Annotated in this window: 17 protein-coding genes; 10 read left to right on the top strand and 7 right to left on the bottom strand. The window is 50.3% G+C overall.

Features of this window, described 5'->3' with window-relative positions; all coding sequences use genetic code 11:
• The first annotated feature begins 209 nt into the window (after positions 1-209).
• On the top strand, positions 210-1,403 hold the full coding sequence (locus ACI3EW_RS13980; protein WP_118530887.1) for an MFS transporter: 1,194 nt from the start codon (positions 210-212) through the stop codon (positions 1,401-1,403).
• 458 nt (positions 1,404-1,861) lie between these two features.
• The gene (locus tag ACI3EW_RS13975; RefSeq protein ID WP_405580096.1) at positions 1,862-3,544 is read left to right on the top strand and encodes a DEAD/DEAH box helicase; all 1,683 of its coding nucleotides are present in this window, start codon (positions 1,862-1,864) and stop codon (positions 3,542-3,544) included.
• Positions 3,545-3,591: 47 nt separating this feature from the next.
• Here ACI3EW_RS13975 and rpiB read toward each other — a convergent pair whose 3' ends face one another.
• The 3 genes from rpiB to ACI3EW_RS13960 form a co-directional block, all read right to left on the bottom strand.
• Positions 3,592-4,032, bottom strand: coding sequence for a ribose 5-phosphate isomerase B (rpiB, locus tag ACI3EW_RS13970; RefSeq protein ID WP_118530885.1), 441 nt, complete (start codon positions 4,030-4,032; stop codon positions 3,592-3,594).
• A gap of 77 nt (positions 4,033-4,109) precedes the next feature.
• Entirely contained in the window at positions 4,110-5,240 is a 1,131-nt protein-coding gene (gene aroC / locus ACI3EW_RS13965) for a chorismate synthase (protein WP_405580100.1), read from the bottom strand.
• A 6-nt stretch (positions 5,241-5,246) separates the two neighbouring features.
• Positions 5,247-6,299, bottom strand: a complete 1,053-nt coding sequence (locus ACI3EW_RS13960) for a lactonase family protein (protein ID WP_118530881.1) — start codon at positions 6,297-6,299, stop codon at positions 5,247-5,249.
• A 339-nt stretch (positions 6,300-6,638) separates the two neighbouring features.
• Between ACI3EW_RS13960 and ACI3EW_RS13955 the strand changes: the two genes are divergently transcribed.
• Genes ACI3EW_RS13955 through ACI3EW_RS13945 form a run of 3 tightly spaced genes read left to right on the top strand, consistent with a single transcriptional unit; the run spans position 6,639 to position 10,469 of the window.
• Complete coding sequence (locus ACI3EW_RS13955) at positions 6,639-7,715, top strand: ABC transporter ATP-binding protein (protein WP_118322549.1); 1,077 nt, start codon at positions 6,639-6,641, stop codon at positions 7,713-7,715.
• The gene (locus ACI3EW_RS13950) at positions 7,708-8,529 is read left to right on the top strand and encodes an ABC transporter permease (protein ID WP_118530879.1); all 822 of its coding nucleotides are present in this window, start codon (positions 7,708-7,710) and stop codon (positions 8,527-8,529) included. Before ACI3EW_RS13955 ends, ACI3EW_RS13950 begins: the two co-directional genes overlap by 8 nt.
• Positions 8,529-10,469, top strand: a complete 1,941-nt coding sequence (locus ACI3EW_RS13945) for an extracellular solute-binding protein (RefSeq protein ID WP_405580106.1) — start codon at positions 8,529-8,531, stop codon at positions 10,467-10,469. The genes ACI3EW_RS13950 and ACI3EW_RS13945 overlap by 1 nt, the downstream gene beginning before the upstream one ends.
• Positions 10,470-10,777: 308 nt before the next feature.
• Here ACI3EW_RS13945 and ACI3EW_RS13940 read toward each other — a convergent pair whose 3' ends face one another.
• Positions 10,778-12,097 (bottom strand): aspartate kinase, encoded by a 1,320-nt coding sequence (locus ACI3EW_RS13940; RefSeq protein ID WP_405580109.1) that lies wholly within the window; start codon positions 12,095-12,097, stop codon positions 10,778-10,780.
• A gap of 103 nt (positions 12,098-12,200) precedes the next feature.
• Positions 12,201-12,836: a signal peptidase I gene (lepB, locus tag ACI3EW_RS13935; protein WP_118530873.1), complete on the bottom strand. Its 636-nt coding sequence runs from the start codon at positions 12,834-12,836 to the stop codon at positions 12,201-12,203.
• Between the two features lie 420 nt (positions 12,837-13,256).
• Between lepB and glgB the strand changes: the two genes are divergently transcribed.
• The 5 genes from glgB to ACI3EW_RS13910 all read left to right on the top strand — a co-directional run bounded on the left by glgB (position 13,257) and on the right by ACI3EW_RS13910 (position 19,909).
• Entirely contained in the window at positions 13,257-15,671 is a 2,415-nt protein-coding gene (gene glgB / locus ACI3EW_RS13930) for a 1,4-alpha-glucan branching protein GlgB (protein ID WP_405580112.1), read from the top strand.
• Between the two features lie 51 nt (positions 15,672-15,722).
• Positions 15,723-16,538 carry a mechanosensitive ion channel family protein gene (locus tag ACI3EW_RS13925; RefSeq protein ID WP_118530871.1) on the top strand — a complete coding sequence of 272 codons (816 nt, stop codon included), beginning with the start codon at positions 15,723-15,725 and terminating at the stop codon, positions 16,536-16,538.
• Between the two features lie 432 nt (positions 16,539-16,970).
• Positions 16,971-17,807: a DUF3100 domain-containing protein gene (locus tag ACI3EW_RS13920; protein ID WP_117485796.1), complete on the top strand. Its 837-nt coding sequence runs from the start codon at positions 16,971-16,973 to the stop codon at positions 17,805-17,807.
• 11 nt (positions 17,808-17,818) lie between these two features.
• The gene (locus tag ACI3EW_RS13915; RefSeq protein WP_118530867.1) at positions 17,819-18,304 is read left to right on the top strand and encodes a DUF340 domain-containing protein; all 486 of its coding nucleotides are present in this window, start codon (positions 17,819-17,821) and stop codon (positions 18,302-18,304) included.
• A 288-nt stretch (positions 18,305-18,592) separates the two neighbouring features.
• Entirely contained in the window at positions 18,593-19,909 is a 1,317-nt protein-coding gene (locus ACI3EW_RS13910) for an MATE family efflux transporter (RefSeq protein ID WP_405580117.1), read from the top strand.
• Between the two features lie 310 nt (positions 19,910-20,219).
• On the opposite strand, the gene hemZ is transcribed toward ACI3EW_RS13910, so the two are convergent.
• The gene (gene hemZ / locus ACI3EW_RS13905) at positions 20,220-21,677 is read right to left on the bottom strand and encodes a coproporphyrinogen dehydrogenase HemZ (RefSeq protein WP_405580120.1); all 1,458 of its coding nucleotides are present in this window, start codon (positions 21,675-21,677) and stop codon (positions 20,220-20,222) included.
• Positions 21,674-22,318 carry an MBL fold metallo-hydrolase gene (locus tag ACI3EW_RS13900; protein ID WP_405580122.1) on the bottom strand — a complete coding sequence of 215 codons (645 nt, stop codon included), beginning with the start codon at positions 22,316-22,318 and terminating at the stop codon, positions 21,674-21,676. Before ACI3EW_RS13900 ends, hemZ begins: the two co-directional genes overlap by 4 nt.
• Positions 22,319-22,375 lie beyond the last annotated feature (57 nt).

Below are 22,375 nucleotides of genomic sequence, written 5' to 3'. Positions count from 1 at the left end.
CGCTTGACATTTCGACTGTATCCGTTTAAACTTGAATTATGCGAATTTTCTGTAAAAAGTGAAGTAAATACAGAAAAGATAGAACAGTTCTTGATGGATAAACGCATCCGGATTGCAATATGGCTCTGTGTGCCATGATGCAGGCAATGTTGCCGACTGGAAATGCCTGCCCGGCAGAAATTGAATAAAGACAAAGGAAGACACCGCCTATGAAGTACAAAATGAGATTTTTCGCCTTTTTCGCCGCCATGGTCGTATTCAACCTGGCAGCGAACTTTGCCCATCCGGTAACGCCGACGGTGATCCAGGAACTCCACCTCCACGACTATATGTTTGGCGTGGCGCTGGCAGTCATGCTGATCACGAATTTCCTGCTGTCGCCGTTCTGGGGAAAGATCAATAACTATATTTCCTCGCGACTTTCCTTATTGATCTGCTGTCTTGGATACGGCGTGGCACAGATCTGGTTCGCCTACGCGACTACGGAACTCATGATCATCCTCGCGAGAATGTTCGCGGGACTCTTTACCGGTGGGATCTTTGTAAGCTTCCTGACTTACATCGTAAACAAGTCAAACCCGGAAGACCAGGGAAAATATCTGACTTACAGCGCGACGATCAAGAGTGTGGCCAGCGCGTTCGGCTATATGATCGGCGGCTTCTTAGGCGAGTCTTCCGTTCGGCTGGCATTCCTGGTGCAGGCGGGAACCCTGATCGCGGTCGCAGTTGCGTTCTTTATGATCTGCGAGCCGGACAGTACCGCAAATTTAAAGGATATTCCGGCAAAACAGCTCATGAAAGAGGCAAATCCGTTCCAGGCGTTCATCGACAGCAAAAACTTTATGTGCATGGCGTTTGTGTTCCTGTTCGCGATCAATATCTTTATCAACTTCGGAAATACCGGTTTTGACCAGGCTTTCAACTATTACTTAAAGGCACAGCTTGGTCTGACTTCCTCCTACAACGGAATTATCAAGGCAGGCGTTGGTTTCGTATCCTTTATCGCAAATATGAGTCTCTGCATCTGGATCATCAAAAAGACGAATGTCAAAAAGTCCATGGTCGTCCTCACCGCCTTCTGTGCGCTGGCGGCGATCGGAACGTTGATCTCCGTGAATATCGGAATCTTCATCTTCTTCAGCATCCTTGTCTATGCGGGTTACTCCGTCAGCGTCCCGGTCCTCCAGAACATGGTGGCGAATCAGGCGGATCCGAAACAGAAAAACCTTGTCATGGGATTCTTCAACGCGACCCAGTCCCTGGGAAGTATCGCGGGTTCCCTGACAGCCGGATTTATCTATTCTGTAAATGCAAAGCTTCCGTTTGCATGCACCTTCGTGATCTACTCGGTTGGCGTTGCGGCGGCGTTCGGATATCTGTGCTACCATAAAAAAGAGGTGTAGAGGATGTTCATTTACCGTGTATAGCGGAAAGAATCATACACGGTTATAAAAAGAATCATTTTATGACATGATACAGGCAGTTGTTCAGATTATTTCACGTATGACCGAAACACTGCAAATCAGGCAGTTTCCCCGGAAAACATGGCGTCAAAAACATGTTTTCCGGGGTTTTCTGTTTCCTTGCAGGCTTTTGCTTGACTTTTTTCTTTCTATGTTATAAGATATTTTACATTTGCACCCCGCACGGCTGGAAATCAAAAGGCAGCCGTCAGCATTGTATATAGAATTCTGTGACCGGTATGGAAATCCGGGAATCCGGGTGAATCGTTATAGAAAAGTAAGGAAGAAATATCGGGACTTTTCACGGGCAGGAATTTTCTGAATGGAAAATTCCATATGATATAGGAATATATCCGAGGCATGGAATCGTTATGCAGACAAAACAGAAAGGATATTGAATGGAAACAATCAGATTTGATGAACTTAATTTAGACCCGCGGATCCTCCGCGCAGTTACCGATATGGGATTTGAGGCAGCGTCCCCGATCCAGGCCCAGGCGATCCCGGTTGAGATGGAAGGCCACGATATGATCGGTCAGGCCCAGACAGGAACCGGTAAGACAGCAGCGTTTGGAATCCCGCTTCTTATGAAGATGGATCCGGAAAACAGAAAGACACAGGCAATGATCCTCTGCCCGACAAGAGAACTTGCGATCCAGGTAGCGGAAGAACTTCGCCGTCTTGCGAAATATATGTCCGGGATCAAGATCCTCCCGGTATACGGCGGACAGGAAATCGTAAAGCAGATCCGTTCCTTAAAGGGCGGAGTCCAGATCATCGTCGGAACCCCGGGACGTGTGATGGACCACATGAGAAGAAAGACGATCCGCACCGATGCGATCCACACGGTCGTTCTCGATGAGGCGGATGAGATGTTAAACATGGGATTCCTTGAGGACATGGAGACGATCCTCGGTGAACTTCCGGAGGAGCGCCAGACCGTGATGTTCTCCGCGACGATGCCGCACGCGATCGCCCAGATTGCCCAGAAGTTCCAGAAAGACCCGAAGATGGTCCAGGTCGTAAAGAAGGAACTGACGGTTCCGAAGGTAACCCAGTATTATTATGAAGTAAAACCGAGAAACAAAGTGGAAGTAATGTGCCGTCTGTTGGACCTCTATTCCCCGAAGCTCTCTGTTGCATTCTGCAACACGAAAAAGCAGGTAGATGAGCTGGTACAGGCGCTTCAGGGACGCGGATATTTCGCGGAAGGTCTTCACGGAGACTTAAAGCAGGAGCAGCGAGACCGCGTTATGAGCAGCTTCCGGAACGGAGCGACCGAGATCCTTGTTGCAACGGATGTCGCTGCACGAGGAATCGATGTGGACGACGTGGAAGCGGTATTCAACTACGATATCCCGCAGGATGACGAGTATTATGTACACAGAATCGGGCGTACCGGACGTGCCGGAAGAGAGGGACGTGCGTTCAGCCTTGCAGTCGGAAGCGAAGTCTACAAACTCCGTGACATCCAGAGATTCTGTAAGACAAAGATCGTTCCGCAGCCGATCCCGTCCTTAGATGACGTCACAGCGATCAAGGCGGAGAAAATCTTGGACGATGTGCAGCAGCATATCGGTGAGGACAGCGACCTCGAGCGCATGACAGATATTATCGAAAAGCGCCTGCTCGCGGAGGATTATACTTCCTTAGAGCTCGCAGCAGCGTTCTTAAAGATGGCGATGGGAGATGACTACGAGGATATCGTGGATGAGGGAAGACCGCTCCGCGACCTTGATGATCTCGACCGCCGCGGCGGCAGAAATGACCGCGGAAGAAACGGACGCAGACGCGGCAGAGGCGATGACGAGGAATATGTGGACAGAAAGAATGCCAGAGGCGGCATGACGAGACTGTTCATCAACCTCGGAAAGAACCAGAATGTGAAGCCGGGAGACATTTTAGGCGCGATCGCCGGAGAATCCGGAATCCCGGGCCGTCTTGTCGGCAGCATCGATATGTACGACAAATACACCTTCGTCGAAGTACCGAAGGACCAGGCCGATATCGTCATGGATGCGATGAACCATGTGAAGATCAAAGGTAAGAGCATTCATGTGGAGAAGGCGAACAGAAGATAAAACAAAACCCCCGAAGTCTGGTACACTTCGGGGGTTTTTATCGTCAATTACTTATTCTCAATATCCATGATCATATCCACACGTCTCTGGTGGCGGCCGCCCTCAAAGCTTGCGTTCAGCCACTCGTCAACGATCATCTTTGCGAGCTCACTTCCGACAACGCGTGCACCAAACGCGAGAATGTTGGAGTTGTTATGCATTCTGGAAAGCTTTGCGGTGTACGGCTCGCTGCAGACACATGCGCGGATGCCTTTTACCTTGTTGGCAGCTAAAGAGATGCCGACGCCGGTTCCGCAGATGGCAATTCCGAGATCTGCTTCGCCGTCAGCGACTGCGCGGCCAACCTTCTCACCGTATACCGGGTAATCACAGCTCTCTGTGGAGTCTGTTCCGAGGTTTAATACTTCGTAGCCATTGCTCTCGAGGTGCTCCTTGATGATGTTTTTCAGCTCTACAGCTGAGTGGTCGTTAGCGATTGCGATTTTCATTTCTTTCTTCTCCTGTTATTTACTATTATTCCATGAACAGAGAGCAGACTCTCTGCCATGTGGGAATCGGATCAATATTACTGTTCCGGTGAATCATCGACATTCTCCACCTGGAAGAACATCTGGATCAGGTCAAGTCTGGAAGTCATGGACATTAAGAGCATATCCATCGCGGTGATCGCAGCCATAGATTCGACTACAACAACAGCTCTCGGAACAACCACCGGGTCGTGACGACCGTGGATCACGAGATCGATATTCTCGCCGTCCTTTGTCACTGTCTCCTGGGATTTTGCGATCGATGGAGTCGGCTTGAATGCGGCGCGGAAGATCACATCACTTCCGTCGCTGATGCCGCCGAGAACGCCGCCGGCATGGTTCGTCTCCTTCACGATCTTATCTCCATCCATACGGAATTCATCGTTATTTTCCGATCCGCACGCTTTCGTCGCGGCAAATCCGTCTCCGATCTCAAAACCTTTGACAGCACCGATCGAGAGGATCGCTTTTGCGAGGTTGGCATCCAGCTTTTCGAAGACCGGCTCACCGAGACCGGCCGGAAGACCGGAGATCACACACTCAACGACTCCGCCGACGGAGTCACATTCTGCGATCTTCTGGTCAAGATAGTGCTCCGCCTCCTTTGCGGAGTCCGCATCCGGGAGACAGAACCGGTTATTCGGGATCGCTGAAAGGTCCATGCGCTCCGGGGATACCTCAACCGGACCGATCGATTTCGCATAGGCAGTCACAGAAATATTTAACTGTTTTAAGAACTTTTCAGCGATCGCACCCGCCGCAACACGGCCGATCGTCTCACGGGCGGAGGAACGTCCGCCGCCGCGGTAATCGCGGAATCCGTATTTTTCCTCAAACGTGTAGTCGGCATGTCCCGGGCGGAAACAGGAAGCGATATTGGAGTAGTCTTTGGAACGCTGGTCTGTGTTCCGCACGATCATGGAGATCGGGGTTCCGGTTGTCTTTCCCTCGAAAACGCCGGAGAGGATCTCGACCTCATCTCCCTCTTTTCGCTGGGTCGTAAAGCGGCTCTGTCCCGGTTTCCTTCGGTCTAAAAGTTTCTGGATATCGGATTCCTCTAAAGGAAGTCCCGCCGGGCAGCCGTCAACGACAACGCCGATGGCTTTTCCGTGGGATTCTCCCCAGGTTGTTACTTTAAATATTGTGCCGATGGTAGAACCTGCTGCCATGTTATTTTAATCTCCAATCTTTACAATTTCACAGCAGTTCGGCTCATTGACCTTGATGCTGCGGTCGCTCATGACAAGAAGACCTTTTTCATAGTCGATCTTAAAGAAGGAAATACTTCCCTCGTGGTTGATAGAAGCGAGATGTTCTCCGCCCGGGAAGATCGCGATATCCTTCGGATAATCCCCGCTGATCGGAAGACAGAAGCGCAGGGTCAGCATTCCGGTCTCATCATCGCGGTCGTACATGGACACCGTATTGTCGCCGGCATTGCTGCAGAATACATGTTTCTCATCCGGGGAGAAATGCATCGCACAGGCAGCGGTCAGCTGGTTCGGTTTGCTTCCTGTGGATGAGATCGTCTGGATCTTCTCGACGATCGGAACACGTTCGCCTTCTTTATAGGAATAAACCTCGATCACATTTTTCATCTCATACAGGACATAGAAGAAACGGCCGTCGGAGCTGAACATGAAATATTTCGGGGCGGATTCGAGCTCACAGCGGATCGTGTCCACGAGAGCGATCTTTCCGTCCTTATGGTCAAAACGGTAAACTTTGATCTGGTCGATCCCGAGGTCTGCGACCATTAAGAAGCGCTCGTCCGGAGTCAGGCGGCTGCAGCTCACATGCGGACGGAAGCTTCGCTCAGCGACGGAGCCAAGTCCCTTGTGGAAGACACCGTCGGCGATATCTCCGACCGATCCGTCCTCGTTCAGATGAAGGACCGTGATCTTTCCATCGTGGAAACCGGAGATAAAGATATAGTCATCTGCTTTGCTCGTAGAAAGGTGGCATCCGCGCATGCCCTTGATCTTAGCACTGTTTAAACGTGCGAGACTTCCATTTGGAAGAACGCGGAACGCGACAACGCCCTCATCGGCGATAGAGTACAGGATTTTTCCGTTCTGGGATGATTTCAGATAGGAAGAGTTGTCCACTTCCACTTCGCAGCGGTAGATGAATTTTCCTGCCTCCACATCAACATCATATACGGTGATCCCTTTTGCCTTTCCCGTATAGGAATAAGAGCCAACATAGGCCATGTATTTTCCAGTCATAGGTAAATTCCCCTTTGCTTTCGATGTCCGGAGACGCAAAACTGCCGATTTTGCCAACCTCCTCCGGAGATTCATAGATATACTCATTTTATCATAATCTGACCGGTTTGTTAACTGAAATCTGAAAATTGTATGGATGCGATCATGTACAAACAACAGGAAAAAGAAACAAGAGAAATCTATTGACAGAACGGGAAAACCATGCGTAAATATACTATGATAGGCATTTTGCCGTTTTCGTATATCTGAAGAAAACCATGTATAAAAATACATTCAAGCCGAACACAAAAACAGTGGAATCTATCGTATGAAATCTGTTTACATCAGGAGGAAAAAGGAATGGAGCATCCGCTCATTGATTTGTCCCATATTTTTAAGAGTTATGACGGGGATCTGATCCTCGACGATCTGAGCCTTTCCGTAAAGGAAAACTCCTTCGTGACGCTGCTTGGTCCGAGCGGCTGCGGAAAGACAACGACCTTAAGAATCATCGGTGGGTTTGAAAAACCGGATAAAGGTCAGGTGATCTTTGATGGGGAAGACATCACAAATATGCCGCCGAACAAGCGCCAGTTAAATACAGTGTTTCAGAAGTACGCCCTGTTCACGCACATGAGTATTGCGGAGAATATCGCGTTCGGTCTGAAGATCAAAGGCAAATCGAAGAGCTATATTGATGATAAGATCAAATATGCATTGAAACTTGTAAACCTTGACGGATTTGAGAACCGGAGCGTGGATTCTTTAAGCGGCGGCCAGCAGCAGCGGATTGCCATCGCCCGCGCGATCGTAAACGAGCCGAAGCTTCTGCTTCTCGACGAGCCGCTCGGCGCTCTCGACCTGAAGCTCCGCCAGGACATGCAATATGAGCTGATCCGCCTGAAAAATGAGCTGGGAATCACCTTTATCTATGTCACCCACGACCAGGAAGAGGCGCTCACGATGTCCGACACGATCGTTGTCATGAACCAGGGCTATATCCAGCAGATGGGAACGCCGGAGCAGATCTACAATGAGCCGGAAAATGCCTTTGTCGCGGACTTTATCGGCGAGAGCAATATCGTGGGTGGAACGATGATCCACGACGAGCTTGTGGAGATCTTCGGCGCGAAATTCGCCTGTGTGGATAAAGGATTCGGAAACAACAAGCCGGTCGACGTGGTGATCCGGCCGGAGGATATCGATCTTGTGAAGCCGGAGAACGGCACTCTCCAGGGCGTTGTTACACACCTGATCTTCAAAGGCGTACACTACGAGATGGAAGTTACGACCCCGGACGGCTACGAGTGGCTGGTCCACAGCACGGACATGTTCCCGGTCGGACAGAAAGTCGGCATTCATGTGGATCCGTTCGATATCCAGATCATGAACAAGCCGGAGTCCGAGGACGAGGAGGCCGTTGGAGTCAATGAATAGAAAAGCATCCAGATTTCTGGCTTATCCTTATATCATATGGATGGCGGGATTTACCGTGATCCCGCTGCTCATGGTATTTTACTATGGTCTGACGGACCGCAGCGGCGCGTTCACGCTGGCAAATATCCTGGCGATCGGTTCCTCCGAGCATTTAAAGGCGCTGTGGCTGTCCTTACTTCTCGCGGGTGTCAGCACGGTGATCTGTCTGATCCTCGCATATCCGCTGGCGCTGATCTTAAGAAAGCGCCATATCGGAAAAGGAAGCTTTGTGGTGTTTATCTTTATCCTTCCGATGTGGATGAACTTCCTTTTAAGAACCATGGCGTGGCAGACCCTGCTTGAGAAGAACGGTGTGATCAATACCTTCCTCACGCTGCTGCATCTGCCGAATGTTGCGATCATCAATACTCCGGCGGCGATCATTCTCGGCATGGTCTACAATTTCCTGCCGTTCATGGTCCTGCCGATCTACAACACACTCGTGAAGATCGATGATAATGTGATCAATGCTGCGCGGGACCTCGGAGCGGATAATTACCAGACACTCACAAAGATCCTGATCCCGTTGAGCGTTCCGGGCATTGTCAGCGGGATCACGATGGTGTTTGTCCCGGCGCTCACGACGTTCGTTATTTCAAACCTCCTGGGCGGCAGCAAGATCCTGCTCATCGGAAACGTCATCGAGCAGGAATTTACAAAGGGAAGCAACTGGAACCTCGGTGCCGGACTTTCCATGGTGCTCATGATCTTCATCCTTCTCAGCATGACCATGATCGCAAAATACGATAAGAATGGGGAGGGCACTGCATTCTGATGAAAACCGTAAGAGAAAGACTGAAGAAATTTTTTGAGGATTTTTATCTGGTGCTGGTACTGATCTTCTTATATGCACCGATCCTCGTCATGATGGTCCTGTCCTTCAACAGCTCGAAATCGAGATCCCAGTGGGGCGGGTTCACGTTACAGTGGTATAAACAGATGTTTGAGAGCGCGTCGATCATGGACGCCCTCTATAATACGCTGCTGATTGCCTTCCTGTCGGCGCTGATCGCGACGATCCTCGGAACGGCCGCGGCGATCGGGATCTCCTCGATGAAGAAGCTCCCGAGAACGATCTGCATGGGACTCAACAACATCCCGATGTTAAACTCCGATATCGTGACCGGTATCTCCCTGATGCTGATGTTCATCGCGTTCGGTATCTCCCTGGGATTCAAGACGATCCTTTTTGCGCACATCACGTTCAACGTGCCGTATGTGATGTTAAGCGTTATGCCGAAGCTAAAACAGACGAGCCGGAACACTTACGAGGCGGCCATGGACCTCGGAGCAGGCCCTGTAAAGGCGTTTTTCAAGGTTGTCTTCCCTGATATCCTTCCGGGCGTGTTATCGGGCTTCCTGATGGCGTTTACGATGTCTCTGGATGATTTTATCATCACCCACTTCACAAAAGGCGCCGGGATCAACACCCTGTCCACGCTGATCTACAGTGAGGTGCGCCGCGGCATCAAGCCGTCCATGTACGCGCTCTCCACAGTGATCTTTGTGACTGTGCTCGCGCTGCTGCTCATTACAAACTTTGCTCCGGCAAAACCGCAGGCGAAGGCGGGAGCGGGCAGCTTTGGACCGAACGCAGCACCGGACCGTGGAAAGAAACCGGCATGGACCGGAAAGGCAGCGATCGTGTTTGCCTCCTTCCTGATCGTTGGAAGCGTGGCATATACCAGCTACCTGCACTTTTCTTCCTCCCACTCGGATGAGCTCTATGTATACAACTGGGGCGAATACATCGATGAGAGCGTGATAGACGAATTTGAGGCGGAGACCGGGATCCATGTGACCTATGACCTTTTCGAGACGAACGAGGAGATGTACCCGGTCATCGAGGCCGGCGGCGTGAATTACGACGTCGTATGTCCATCCGACTATATGATCCAGAAGATGGCGGAGAACGGACTTCTTGCGGAGATCAATTTTGACAATGTTCCGAACATCAAAAACATCGACCAGGTTTACCTTGAAAAGTCGAAGGCATTTGACCCGGATAACCGCTATTCTGTTCCGTATACATGGGGAACCGTCGGGATCATCTACAATGTCCAGAAACTGGAAGAACTCGGAGTTCCGGCACCGACGAAATGGTCGGATCTCTGGGATGAGCGCTTAAAGGGCGAGATCCTGATGCAGGACAGCGTCCGCGACGCCTTTATGGTGGCGCTCAAGGAACTCGGCTATTCGATGAATACGACCGATGAGGCGGAGCTCCAGGAGGCGAAGAAGCTGCTTCTCGCACAGAAACCGCTCGTACAGGCCTATGTCGTGGATCAGGTCCGCGACAAGATGTTGAACGGTGAGGCGGCGGTAGGAGTCATCTATTCCGGTGAGCTGCTCTATCTGCAGGAGGAGGCGGAGACGCTGAATCTTGATTATGATCTGGAGTATGTACTTCCGGAAGAGGGAACAAACATCTGGATCGATTCCTGGGTGATCCCGTACAATGCGAAGAACAAAGAGAATGCGGAGAAGTGGATCAACTTCCTCTGCCGTCCGGATATCGCGGTGAAGAACTTCGAGTACATCACCTACGCGACGCCGAACAAGGCTGCGTTCGACCTTCTGGATCCGGAATATCAGGAGAACAAAGCTGTATTCCCGGATACCGATAAGCTGGAAAACTCTGAGGTATACAGTTATCTCGGAACCGAGGCGGATGACCTCTACAGTGCGCTGTGGAAGGAAGTCAAGTCGGAATAAAGAATTGAAAAGTGACAAGAAAAGCTCCCTGTACCGGAGGACATGACCGGTGTGGGGAGTTTTATTTTACGCGAACAACGAGTCAAAGTCCGCGCTTGCGCGAGAACTTGGCGACTGTAGCGATAACAAGTGGAAACTCGCGAAGCTTGTTTTCGCTTGTTTAGAAAATTTTTTATTCAATAAAGAGGCACTGCGTGTCTGAGATGTACACTCGTGCGAAGATGATTCATTAAAAAAATCCCCACACACCGCTATGAAACATTCACCGGTGCATGGGGATTTTTAAGAATTTATGGAATTGCGATCCCTTATAACTCTGTCTTTACAAAAATATCATAGATCGCGCGGATCGCCGGCTCGAAATCGTCATCTGCGACACCGATGATGATGTTCAGTTCACTGGATCCCTGGTCGATCATCTTAACGTTGATCTTTGCGTGTGCAAGTGCTGCGAAGATTCTTGCAGCAGTCCCGCGCATTGCTTTCATGCCGCGTCCTACGACTGCGATCACTGCGAGATCGGACTCGAGAGTCACGATATCCGGGTGAACTGCACGCTGGATTCCTGCAAGAACGGACTGCTCTCTCTCCTGGAACTCATCCTGATGGACGAGAACGGACATCGTATCGATCCCGGACGGCATATGTTCGAAGGAGATGCCGTTCTTCTCAAAGACCTCAAGGACTTTTCTCCCAAAACCGACTTCGGAGTTCATCATCGCCTTGTCGATGTTCATTGCGCAGAAGCCTTTCTTTCCTGCAACGCCTGTGATCGTGTAGCGCGGGCGTTTGCTGGTGTTCTCAACGATCATGGTACCCGGATCTTCCGGACGGTTTGTGTTGCGGATGTTGATCGGGATTCCCTCTTTTCTTACCGGGAAGATCGCATCCTCGTGGAGAACGCTTGCGCCCATGTAGGAGAGCTCACGGAGCTCTGTGTAAGTGATCGTTTCGATCGGAGCCGGATTGTCGACGATCCTCGGGTCAGCGACAAGGAAACCGGAGACATCGGTCCAGTTCTCATAGAGATCAGCCTGGATCGCACGGGCAACGATGGAACCTGTGATATCGGAGCCGCCGCGGGAGAAGGTGTGGATTGTTCCATCCGGCTTAGCACCGTAGAATCCCGGGATGACAGCCTGCTTTAAGGAAGCGAGGTGTTCTCTCATCTCCTCGTTTGTTTCCTCAGAGAGGAAGTTTCCGTCTGCATCGAAACGGATCACGTCAGCCGCGTCCACGAAGGTGAATCCGAGGTAGTTTGCCATGATGAGACCGTTTAAATATTCTCCTCTGGAAGCCGCATAGTCGCGTCCGACTTTATTTAAGAAATTTTCTTCGATCTTTGAAAATTCAAAGTCAAGGTTTAAGTTGAGCTCAAGACCGTCGATGATGTCTGTGTAGCGCTTTTTGATCTGGTCGAGAATGCGCTTGTAGCTCTGTCCTGTGCTGGCTGCATCGTAGCACTGGTATAACATGTCAGTTACTTTTGTGTCTTTGCTGTCTCTCTTTCCCGGAGCGGACGGAACGACATAGCAGCGTGTCTTATCGGCGTCGATGATCGCCTTTACTTTTTTAAACTGACGTGCACTCGCGAGAGAGCTGCCGCCGAACTTTACAACCTTTTTCATAATTTGTCTCCTGTGTAAGTGAAATATTTGTTACTTTTCATGGGTAGGAATTTTCTGAACTGAAAATTCCGTATGATACCGTTGTGGTCGCGGATTTTGCCGATTAGTGGATTACCTTCGGTGTCGGGAAGTATTCGAAGAATACCTTTGCAACCATCTTGTCTCTGGAAATGTAGTGATTCTGCCAGTAGCGGGCATCCAGAGAATAATTTCGGTTGTCGCCCATCATAAAGTAGCAGTTTTCCGGAACTTCAAAATGGTAAGTTTCATGCTGGTTCATTGGTTCTGCCAGATACGGCTCGTCGAGCGGAGTGTCGGAACCGTTCAGATAGACCTTATCGTCGATGATATCGATGACATCACCCGGCATACCGATCACACGCTTTACATAGTAGATCGTATGACCACGTTTTCCAACTTCGGAACCGCAGGCCGGGCAGGTATCCTGCTTGTCGCCTTCGATGATGGCGTTGCATTCCGGGCATTGCCAGCCAAAGACGAAGATCGCGACATCTCCGCGTTCCGGATCTGCGAATTTGTAGTGCAGCCTGGAGCCGATGACGCGGCTTCCTGCCATGATGGTGTTTTCCATGGAACCGGTCGGGATCTCACTGTTTGCGATGACAAAAGTCGTGAGAACGAAGGCAATGACGGCGGCGGATACAAGAACCTGGACCCAGCTGATCAGCTCCGCTACCCAGCCTGTTTTTTCTTTCTTTTCTTTTCCGTTATTTTCCATATAAAGATGATAACCTCGTTTGACTAATATACTCAAAAACATTCCTGTTTTTGGCAGATCCCAGATTCAAAAATCTTCCTGCAGGCAAGCCGGCATCGGATTTCCGGACTTTTGACCCTGGCATCACAACATACAATAAAGAGTTTATGATAAATTGTCAAGTTTCGCAAGAGAATTTCGAAAAAGGTAAGGAATTTTTTAATGGGAAAATATGCGGGAGCGCCATGAGGATGGAAAAACGGATATTTGCCGATACTGCCACTTGTATCAGAGAGATGATGATGCTAAAATATTGTTAAGAAAAAAATGGCTTCGGACATCAGGAAACAGATATCCGCAGCCGCAGAAAATTCCAGAAATGGACAGGTCTTTGTGGACCATGCCGGAAAACGGCATTGGAACACGATAGGGGGAGTGCTTATGGAAAAAATCTTATATGATCTGATGGACTGGGCCGGGATCGAGGAACTCGTATATTCTGAGGCGAGCGATCCGGGACGGCTTTTAGGGGAACATGTAATAAAGGAAGGACTTCTGATCCAGGCGTTCCTTCCGAATGCGGCGAAAGTCTCCGTAAAGATCGGGGAAGAAAGCTTTCCGATGGAGATGGCGGATGAGAACGGATTCTTCGCAGTCCTTCTTGAGGACCGTCTGGAGTTAGTGCCGTACCATTTTCTCGTGACTTACGAGGACGGGGACAGTGAGGAGATCGTGGATCCCTACAGTTACCAGTTCTACACCGCGTTTACCGAGGAGGAAGTAAAGAAATTCGGCGCCGGGATCTATTATGATTCCTATCAAAAGTTTGGCGCGCACCCGACCGTGGAAGCCGGGATCTCCGGAGTGCACTTTGCAGTCTGGGCGCCGGATGCGATGCGTGTCAGTGTTGTGGGCGACTTCAACTTCTGGGACGGAAGACGCCACCAGATGAAAAAACGCGGACCGTCTGGGATCTATGAGATCTTTATTCCGGGACTGAAGCCGGGTGCGATCTATAAATATGAGATCAAGACAAAAGCGGGAGATCCGATGTTAAAGGCGGATCCGTATGCGAATTTCTCAGAGCTCCGACCGAATACGGCATCCGTGATCTGGGATATGACTGATTATCAGTGGAACGATGGCGAGTGGATCGAAAAGAGAAAAGCGGCAAAAGACCGGCTGAAGGACTCGCCGATGTCGATCTATGAGGTCCATCTCGGCTCCTGGATGCAGAAACCGGTAGCTCAGGATGAAAATGGGGATGACATCAACGGCAGCCAGTTTTATAATTACAGGGAGATCGCGGAAAAACTTGCTGCTTACGTCAAGGAGATGGGCTACACCCATGTGGAGCTTCTCCCGGTGATGGAGCACCCGCTCGATGAGTCCTGGGGTTACCAGGTGACCGGTTACTATGCGCCGACGAGTCGTTTCGGGACTCCGGACGATTTTAAGGCGTTTATGGACTATATGCATAAAGAGGGGATCGGCGTCATCCTCGACTGGGTTCCGGCCCATTTCCCGCGTGATGCGCATGGTCTCGCGGCCTTTGACGGGACCTGTCTCTACGAGCACAAGGACCCGCGCCAGGGATCACATCCGCACTGGGGAACGCTGATCTACAATTACGGCCGTCCGCAGGTATCGAACTTCCTGATCTCCAACGCTTTATACTGGGCGAGGGAGTTTCACGCCGACGGGATCCGGATGGACGCTGTGGCATCCATGCTGTATCTTGATTATGGAAAGAACGCGGGCGAGTGGATCGCGAACATGTACGGCGGAAATGAGAACCTGGAGGCGGTGGAATTCCTGAAACACCTGAATTCCATCTTTGCACGGGACACAGAGGGCGCAGTTCTGATCGCGGAGGAATCCACAGCATGGCCGAAGGTTTCCGGCGATGAGAATGACGGAGGACTCGGCTTTGACTTCAAGTGGAATATGGGCTGGATGAATGATTTCCTCGATTACATGCAGTGCGACCCGTATTTCCGCCATGACCATTATGGAGAGCTGACTTTCAGCATGCTGTACGCATACAGTGAGAAGTTTGTTCTCGTATTCTCACACGATGAGGTGGTCCACGGAAAAGGTTCCATGGCCGGAAAAATGCCGGGGGACACCCAGGAGAAAAAGTTCGCAAACCTCCGTACCGCCTATGGGTTCATGATGGGGCATCCTGGTAAGAAACTGCTCTTTATGGGCCAGGATTTCGGTCAGATGGACGAGTGGAACGAGAAGGAGAGTCTGGAATGGGGACTCTTGAAGTACGATATCCACAGCCAGATGAGGGATTATGTGAAGGCGTTAAACCACCTGTACCGCACACAGCCGGCTCTCTATAAAATGGACTATGAGCCGGAAGGCTTCGAGTGGATCAACTGCACTTACAATGACGAGAATATCGTGATCTTCGAGAGAAAGACGGACAAACTGGAGGAGACACTGCTCTTTGTCTGTAACTTTGTCTCGGTGGAACATGAGAAATTCCGCCTCGGAGTTCCGTTTGCCGGAAAGTACAAGGAGATCCTGAACAGCGACGCGAAGCAGTTCGGCGGCAGTGGCATGGTAAATCCGAGAGTCAAGATGTCGAAGAAAGAGGAGTGGGACGCGAGAGAAAACTCGATCGTGATCAACCTGGCTCCGATGTCCGTGGCGGTATTCTCCTGTACCCCGTATGAGGAAGAACCTGTGACGGGAAAGAAGAAACCGGCGGAAAAGAAAAAACGTCCGGCGAAGCAGCCGTCCGTAAAGATACCGGCGAGTCCGCTGGATGTGATCTCTGAGAAAGTCGGGCAGATCATAAAGACGGCGCGGGAGAGCCAGACGGGAAAAAGAAACAAAGGCTAGACAGAAAAATACAGGGCATGAAAATGTCCGAAAAACAGCAGGGAAACAGACATGAAAGAATACACACTGGATTTTCTTACTACGACGGCCATCAAATACGGGACCAGGATCTTCTGGACCGCGGTGATCGTATTTGTCGGTCTCCGCGTGATTCGGATGGTCCGGACCGCAGCAGGGCAGATCATGGACCGCGCCGGCGTGGAGATCACGTTAAAGAAGTTTCTGGATATGCTGCTGCACGCCGTCCTCTTCGGAGTCATGGTGTTCATGGCAGCGGACCAGCTGGGGATCAAGACAACGTCCTTCGTTGCGGTTATCGGTACCGTAACGCTGGCATTCAGCCTTGCGATGCAGAATACACTCTCAAATTTCGCAGGCGGAACGCTGATCCTGCTCTTAAAACCGTTTAAGGTCGGGGATTATATCAGCACATCGGCAGGTGAGGGAACGGTCGAGACGATCGGTCTTGTATACACGACACTTTTGACGATCGACAACCGCGTGATCACGATCCCGAACAGCTCGGTATCGAGCGCACCGCTCACAAACCTCACGAGAATGGGAAAACGCCGCCTGATCATCAACGTCGGGATCGGATATTCCTCGGATCTCTTAAAGGCGAAAAACGTTCTGAAACAGATCTTTGAGGAGAATCCATATATCATGAAAGACCAGGATATCCAGGTGATCGTGGACAGCCTCGGAGACAGCAGCGTGAACTTGAGCGCGAGAGGCTGGGTGCTCTGTGAGGACTATTGGAAAACAAAATGGGCGATCACGGAGGAGATCAAACTCACATTTGACCGGGAAGGGATCGAGATCCCGTATCAGTATATGAACGTGACACTGACGAAGGAGTCACAGTAGAGAAGATACCCATCAGTATGATGTGGGAATAATGTTCCTGGCTCGTGCACAGACCGTATAAAAAAGTTCTGTCAGCTGAATACAAGGCTGATGGAACTTTTTTGTTTAGCAGGAAATTCCATGATACAAAAGAGATTCCACAATATGAAACATAGAAAAAACAAATCGCATACTGTGATACAGTACCTGATCACCACGGTATTTTTCGCGAAACAAGCCAAAAAATGCTTGCATTTTCCCGGGAATCTGATAGAATCAATGTTAAAATGTTTCTGCGTTGCGGACAAATGTTTGCGGAAAAGAGACGTGTTTTTTGTCTGAACGGACATGGTACAGGTACATGATTTCAGCAAAAGTGAAACATGCAGAGGCGAAAAAGGGTAGTTGTTGGATTTCGATGCGGCTGCCGAAAAAGAAAAGGAGGGATTGAATATGAAAGAGCATATGGCTGACTGGCGTATCCATGCACTTGCTTTCGTACTCACCGTAATTGCCGAATTTATCGGCACCAAAAAATTCAGTTTCGGGCCTTTGTCCTTCTCACTGTTTCCGATGCTGTATGTACTGATCCTTGGAGCAATCCTTGGAATCGCGAAAATGATTCCACAGAAGATGATGACAGAAGCATCACCGTATATTGGAATCAGCGTTATGATGCTGACAGCAAAGATCGCATCCACGATCGGACCGAACCTCGGCGCGGTTGTCAAAGCCGGACCGGCGCTGATCCTTCAGGAATTCGGAAATCTGGGAACTGCGGTTTTAGCGCTCCCGATCGCCGTATTTGTATTCCATATGGGACGCGCTGCAATTGGAACTTCCTTCTCTATTTCAAGAGAGAGCTCCCTTGCGGTCGTTGCCGATAAATACGGTCTTGATTCAGATGAAGGAATCGGTGTTATGGGTGGATATATCACAGGTACTGTATTCGGAACCATGTTCAACGGTATCTTTGTTTCCCTCCTCTGCTCCTTAAATATCTTCCATCCGTACGCGCTTGGAATGGCGTGTGGAACAGGTTCCGCATCCATGCTTTCTGCCAGCCTTGCGGCAGTCGTTGAGGCATATCCGGATATGGAAGCGGAGATCACTGCTTATGCGGCGACCTCAAATATGCTGAGCAGTGTGGATGGCCTTTATATGAGTCTTTTCATCGCACTTCCAATGTGTGAATTCATGTATAAGCTGTTTACAAAGAACAACAGGCATTATAAAGACGGACTCCCGATCGGCGCTAAGGTAAAAGTTAAAGCAGCCGGGGAAGAATAGGAGGGATCCATATGGACGCAGCAGTATGGTTTAAAAGAATCAAATGTCTTGTCCTTGTATGCATCTTCGCATCCATCGGCAATTTTATCAGTACATCAAAGGCCGGAAACCCGGTAACCCCGCTTGAGGCAGTGCCCGGGCTCGTGCTTCTTCTTTTATGCACGCTGGTGGGCTGTATCATTTATGAGCTGATCAATAAGGTTTCACCGAAGAATCTTCCGGCGATCGCTTATATCTCATTTATCGCGATCCTGATCACGATCCCGGGTGTCAGCCCGATCGCAGATTATGCGATCGAACAGATTGGAAAGATCGGACTTCTTCCGCTCTGCACTCCGATCCTTGCATATGCGGGAATTTCCATTGGCAAGGATGTGGATACCTTCAAGGAACAGGGACTTGCGATCGTGATCGTAGCGATCTTTACTTTCGCAGGAACATTCCTGGGCTCCACGATCATCGCACAGATCATTCTGAAGATGACTGGTGTGATCTAAGCAACATAAAAATAGCAGAAGGCAGAATCGAGCTGGTGTGGATTCTGCCTTCTTTTTGTTTACGCGAACAACGAGCCAAAGTCTGCGCCTGCGTAAAGGGCGGTGCTGATAAGGTACATGGCTGTGAGTGACCGGTCTATATGAAAACGCGGCGGAAGCTGACAGGACTTTGACTGTGGGGATCACCTTGTAAAAGAACAGGAATCATGCTATGATGGAAGAACTGTACGGTGCAGTGAAATATCTGTGCAGTACGTTTATAAATCTGTGATAACGGAGTGAGTTTCCATGTACCATGATCTTACAAAGGGGAGCATCTCACGCTCCCTTCTTTTATTTGCCCTGCCCATGATGGCAGGAAATCTTTTACAGCAGTTCTACAATATTGCGGATACCCTGATCATCGGGAGAGTGCTCGGAAAAAATGCGCTGGCGGCGGTCGGCTCGTCGTATACGCTGATGACATTCCTGACCTCGATCTTTCTGGGACTCAGTATGGGCTCCGGCGCGCTGTTTTCCATCTACCGGGGAAAGGGAGATGAGAGGGCACTGAAGTCCTCCATCGCCCACGCCTGCGGCCTGATCCTCGCTGTAACGCTTGTTTTGAACGCAGTTGTCTATATTTTCATTGATCCGATCTTAAACTTCTTACGGGTTCCTGAGGAGGTCTGGGGCGGTATGAGGGAGTATCTGCTGATCATTTTCGCAGGTCTGCTCGCCACGTCCCTCTATAATTTCTTCTCCTGCCTGTTAAGGGCGCTGGGAAACTCTACGGTTCCGCTGGTGTTTCTTGCGGTATCCGCGATCTTGAACATCGCGTGGGATCTTTTATTTGTGGCGGTCTTCCATTGGGGAATCGCCGGTGCGGCCTATGCGACGATCTTTGCCCAGTATGTATCCGGAATCGGGATCCTGCTCTATGTTCTTTTCCGATGCAGAAGCCTTCTTCCGGAGAGAAAGGATCTTTGCTTTGACGGCGGAATCTTAAAGGAGATCGCGGGCCTTTCCTCCCTGACCTGCCTGCAGCAGTCGGTTATGAACTTCGGAATCCTCATGGTGCAGGGGCTTGTAAACAGCTTTGGCGCCACCACCATGGCGGCTTTCGCGGCGGCAGTAAAGATCGACACCTTCGCGTATCTGCCGGTTCAGGACTTTGGAAATGCCTATTCGACCTTCGTTGCCCAGAACTACGGCGCGGGAAATAAAGAACGGATCCGCCGCGGCACAAAGGAATCCTTTGCCATCAGCACGGCATTCAGCCTTGTGATCTCAGCGCTGGTCTTTGCCTTCGCGGCACCGCTCATGCAGATCTTCGTGAGCTCCGCAGAGACGGCGGTCATCGCCTCCGGCGTCCGTTATCTCAGGATCGAGGGCGCGTTCTATTTTGGAATCGGCTGCCTGTTCCTGCTTTACGGATATTACAGGGCGATCAAGAGGGCGGAGATGTCGGTGGTGCTTACAGTGATCTCCCTCGGAATCCGTGTGTTACTGGCCTACGTGCTCTCTGCCACATCCCTCAGCGAGACAGGAATCTGGATGGCGATCCCGATCGGCTGGGTGCTGGCAGACCTGGCAGGACTTTTATACATGAGGAAGACCTGGTAAAAAGAAAAGGTAACTATTCAGTACCTTCATAGTTACGTGCAAAAATCCATTCCAGATCAGCTTCGCTGATGGGATTTTTGCCTTCCAGCCTATGTTTTCTTACGGTCAGCGCAGCAAGTGCGCAGACCTACTGAACAGTTACAAGAAAAGTTACAAAGAAAGAACTTTTGCAAAATAAGAATTAAAAAATGTTGAATCTAAAAAATACGCTGTACAAGAGAATGAACCCCATGTACAGCGTATTTTGTTGCCGCGTGCCCAGATCTATCGTTTGATCTGCGCTATCCTGCGGTCAGCGCAGCAGACATATTTAAACCAGCTTGCTCAACAGCTTCTCTTTCCTATCGATCATCTCATCGATCCTCTCGATATAGGAAGCCACATCCTTCACATTTTCTGCGCGCTCCAGCCGGTTTTCCGCCGGGAACGTGACTTTCGTGGTGGTTCCGGCACCGCAGGCCACGATGGTCTGCTTTTCCTCCATGATGAGGATATTGTAGATACATGCTTTTCCGGGTGCCGCATAGCCGACATTCTCGAAATTTCCGGCCATATTTTTCTGACGGTACAGGTAATACGGCTCAAGACCCATCTCGCGGGCGTACTTCGCGGTGAGATCGATCATCTCCTGAGTGTTCTGGATCTTTAAGTTCGCGTAGCGCTCCTTGAAGATATTGAGTCTTGCCGCACGCTTGATGGCGAGAGAGTGGACCGTCACGCTGTCCGGGGCAAGCTCTCTGACCTGCTCCATGGTGCTGCGGACGTCATCGATATCTTCCTCCGGAAGTCCGATGATGAGGTCCATATTGATATTGTCAAAGCCAAGATCTCTTGCCATGCGGAATTTTTCCTTTACCATATCCACGGTGTGGTGGCGTCCGATCAGATCCAGAGTTGCCTGCTTCATCGTCTGCGGATTGATGGAGATCCTGGAGATATTGTGGGCACGGAGAACTTTGAACTTGTCTTCGGTGATGCTGTCCGGACGTCCGGCTTCCACAGTGAATTCCTGTACCTTTGAGAGGTCAAAGGTATTTTCGATCTTTGTGAGCAGGGCGTCCAGTTCCTCGGCCTTTAAGGATGTCGGAGTTCCGCCGCCAAAGTAAACCGTGTCGAGAGTACGTCCCTTCATCTTTTCTGCCACATAGTCTAATTCTTTAAACAGCGCTTCAAGATAGAGATGAACCTTCTTTTCCCACGCGCCGATCGGGTAGGAGGTGAAGGAACAGTAGAGGCAGGTGGTCGGACAGAACGGAATTCCCACATAGAGGCTGTATCCCGTCTCATAGTCGATATGGCTTAAGAGCTCCCGCTCCCGTTTTGCGACCTCCACACTTAAGTCGATCTTCTCTTTGCTTGTCAGGTACATGTTCCGCATGAAGGAACGGATGCTCTCCTCATCCTCACCCTGATCAAGTCTCGTCATGGCGATCTTTGTTGGGCGGATACCGGTCAGAGTCCCCCAGGGGAGTTCTTTTCCCGTCCGCTTTTTTAACATGCCGTAAAGCTCTTTCTTGATCGTTGTCTTTGCGTTTAACCGCACATCGTAGTCGATCGGAAATACGGCCTCATCTGCGACGGTGCCCGCCGGATCCGTGATCTTCAAGCCAAATTTTGTCTCATCCGCATTCTGCGAGCAGGTTCCCTCCACGTAAAAATCCACGTCGTCCTGTTTCTCATGGACAAAAGTCTCACCCGGATAAAACGCCATCAAAAGCTCCCGGATATCCTGCTCATAAGCAGTATCGTTCAATAAAATTCCAATCATTCCATTGCCCCCGAAAGAGGATTATACTTCTTTTCAAAACCGATGGTAGTCGTGTCCATATGCCCCGGATAGACCATGGTGTCGTCCGGCAGTGTGGAGAGTAGACGTCTTACAGACTCGGCGATCTGGCGTCCGCTTCCCGTCGGGAAATCTGTGCGGCCGTAGGAGCCTGCAAACAGGGTATCTCCGGAGAAGAGAACAGATTCTTTTTCGATATAGTAACAGCAGGAACCGATGGTGTGTCCCGGTGTTTCAAATACTTTCCATGTAAATCCGGCGATGGAAAGCTCGTCGCCTTCTTTCACCGTAATATCCGGTGTCAGCGTATATGGTTCCCTGTAGTAGCTGGATACAAGGCTTTTTCTGCTGTCTGAAAGCACCTCGATCTCCTTTTCGCATGCGTAGATCGGCACATGCCATGCTTCTTTCAATTCCTTTGCGGCCATCATGTGGTCGAAGTGACCGTGGGTCAGAAGGATCGCCTCCGGCTTTAAACCCAGGGATACCGCCATATTGACGATCTTGTCGGCGCTGTCGCCCGGGTCCACGACGGCAGCTTTTTTTGTCTCATGATCATAGACCAGGTAGCAGTTCGTTCCGACCATGCCGACTACCAGAGTCTTGATGCGAATTTCGCTCATATCTTACTTTTCCTCCATTTTTCCTGGCACAAAGCAGGGACTCCGGCCCTGTGCCGT

This window comes from Pilosibacter rotomagensis (assembly GCF_045062245.2).
Lineage (GTDB): Bacteria > Bacillota > Clostridia > Lachnospirales > Lachnospiraceae > Pilosibacter.
This window is presented reverse-complemented; position numbering and strand designations above follow the sequence as displayed.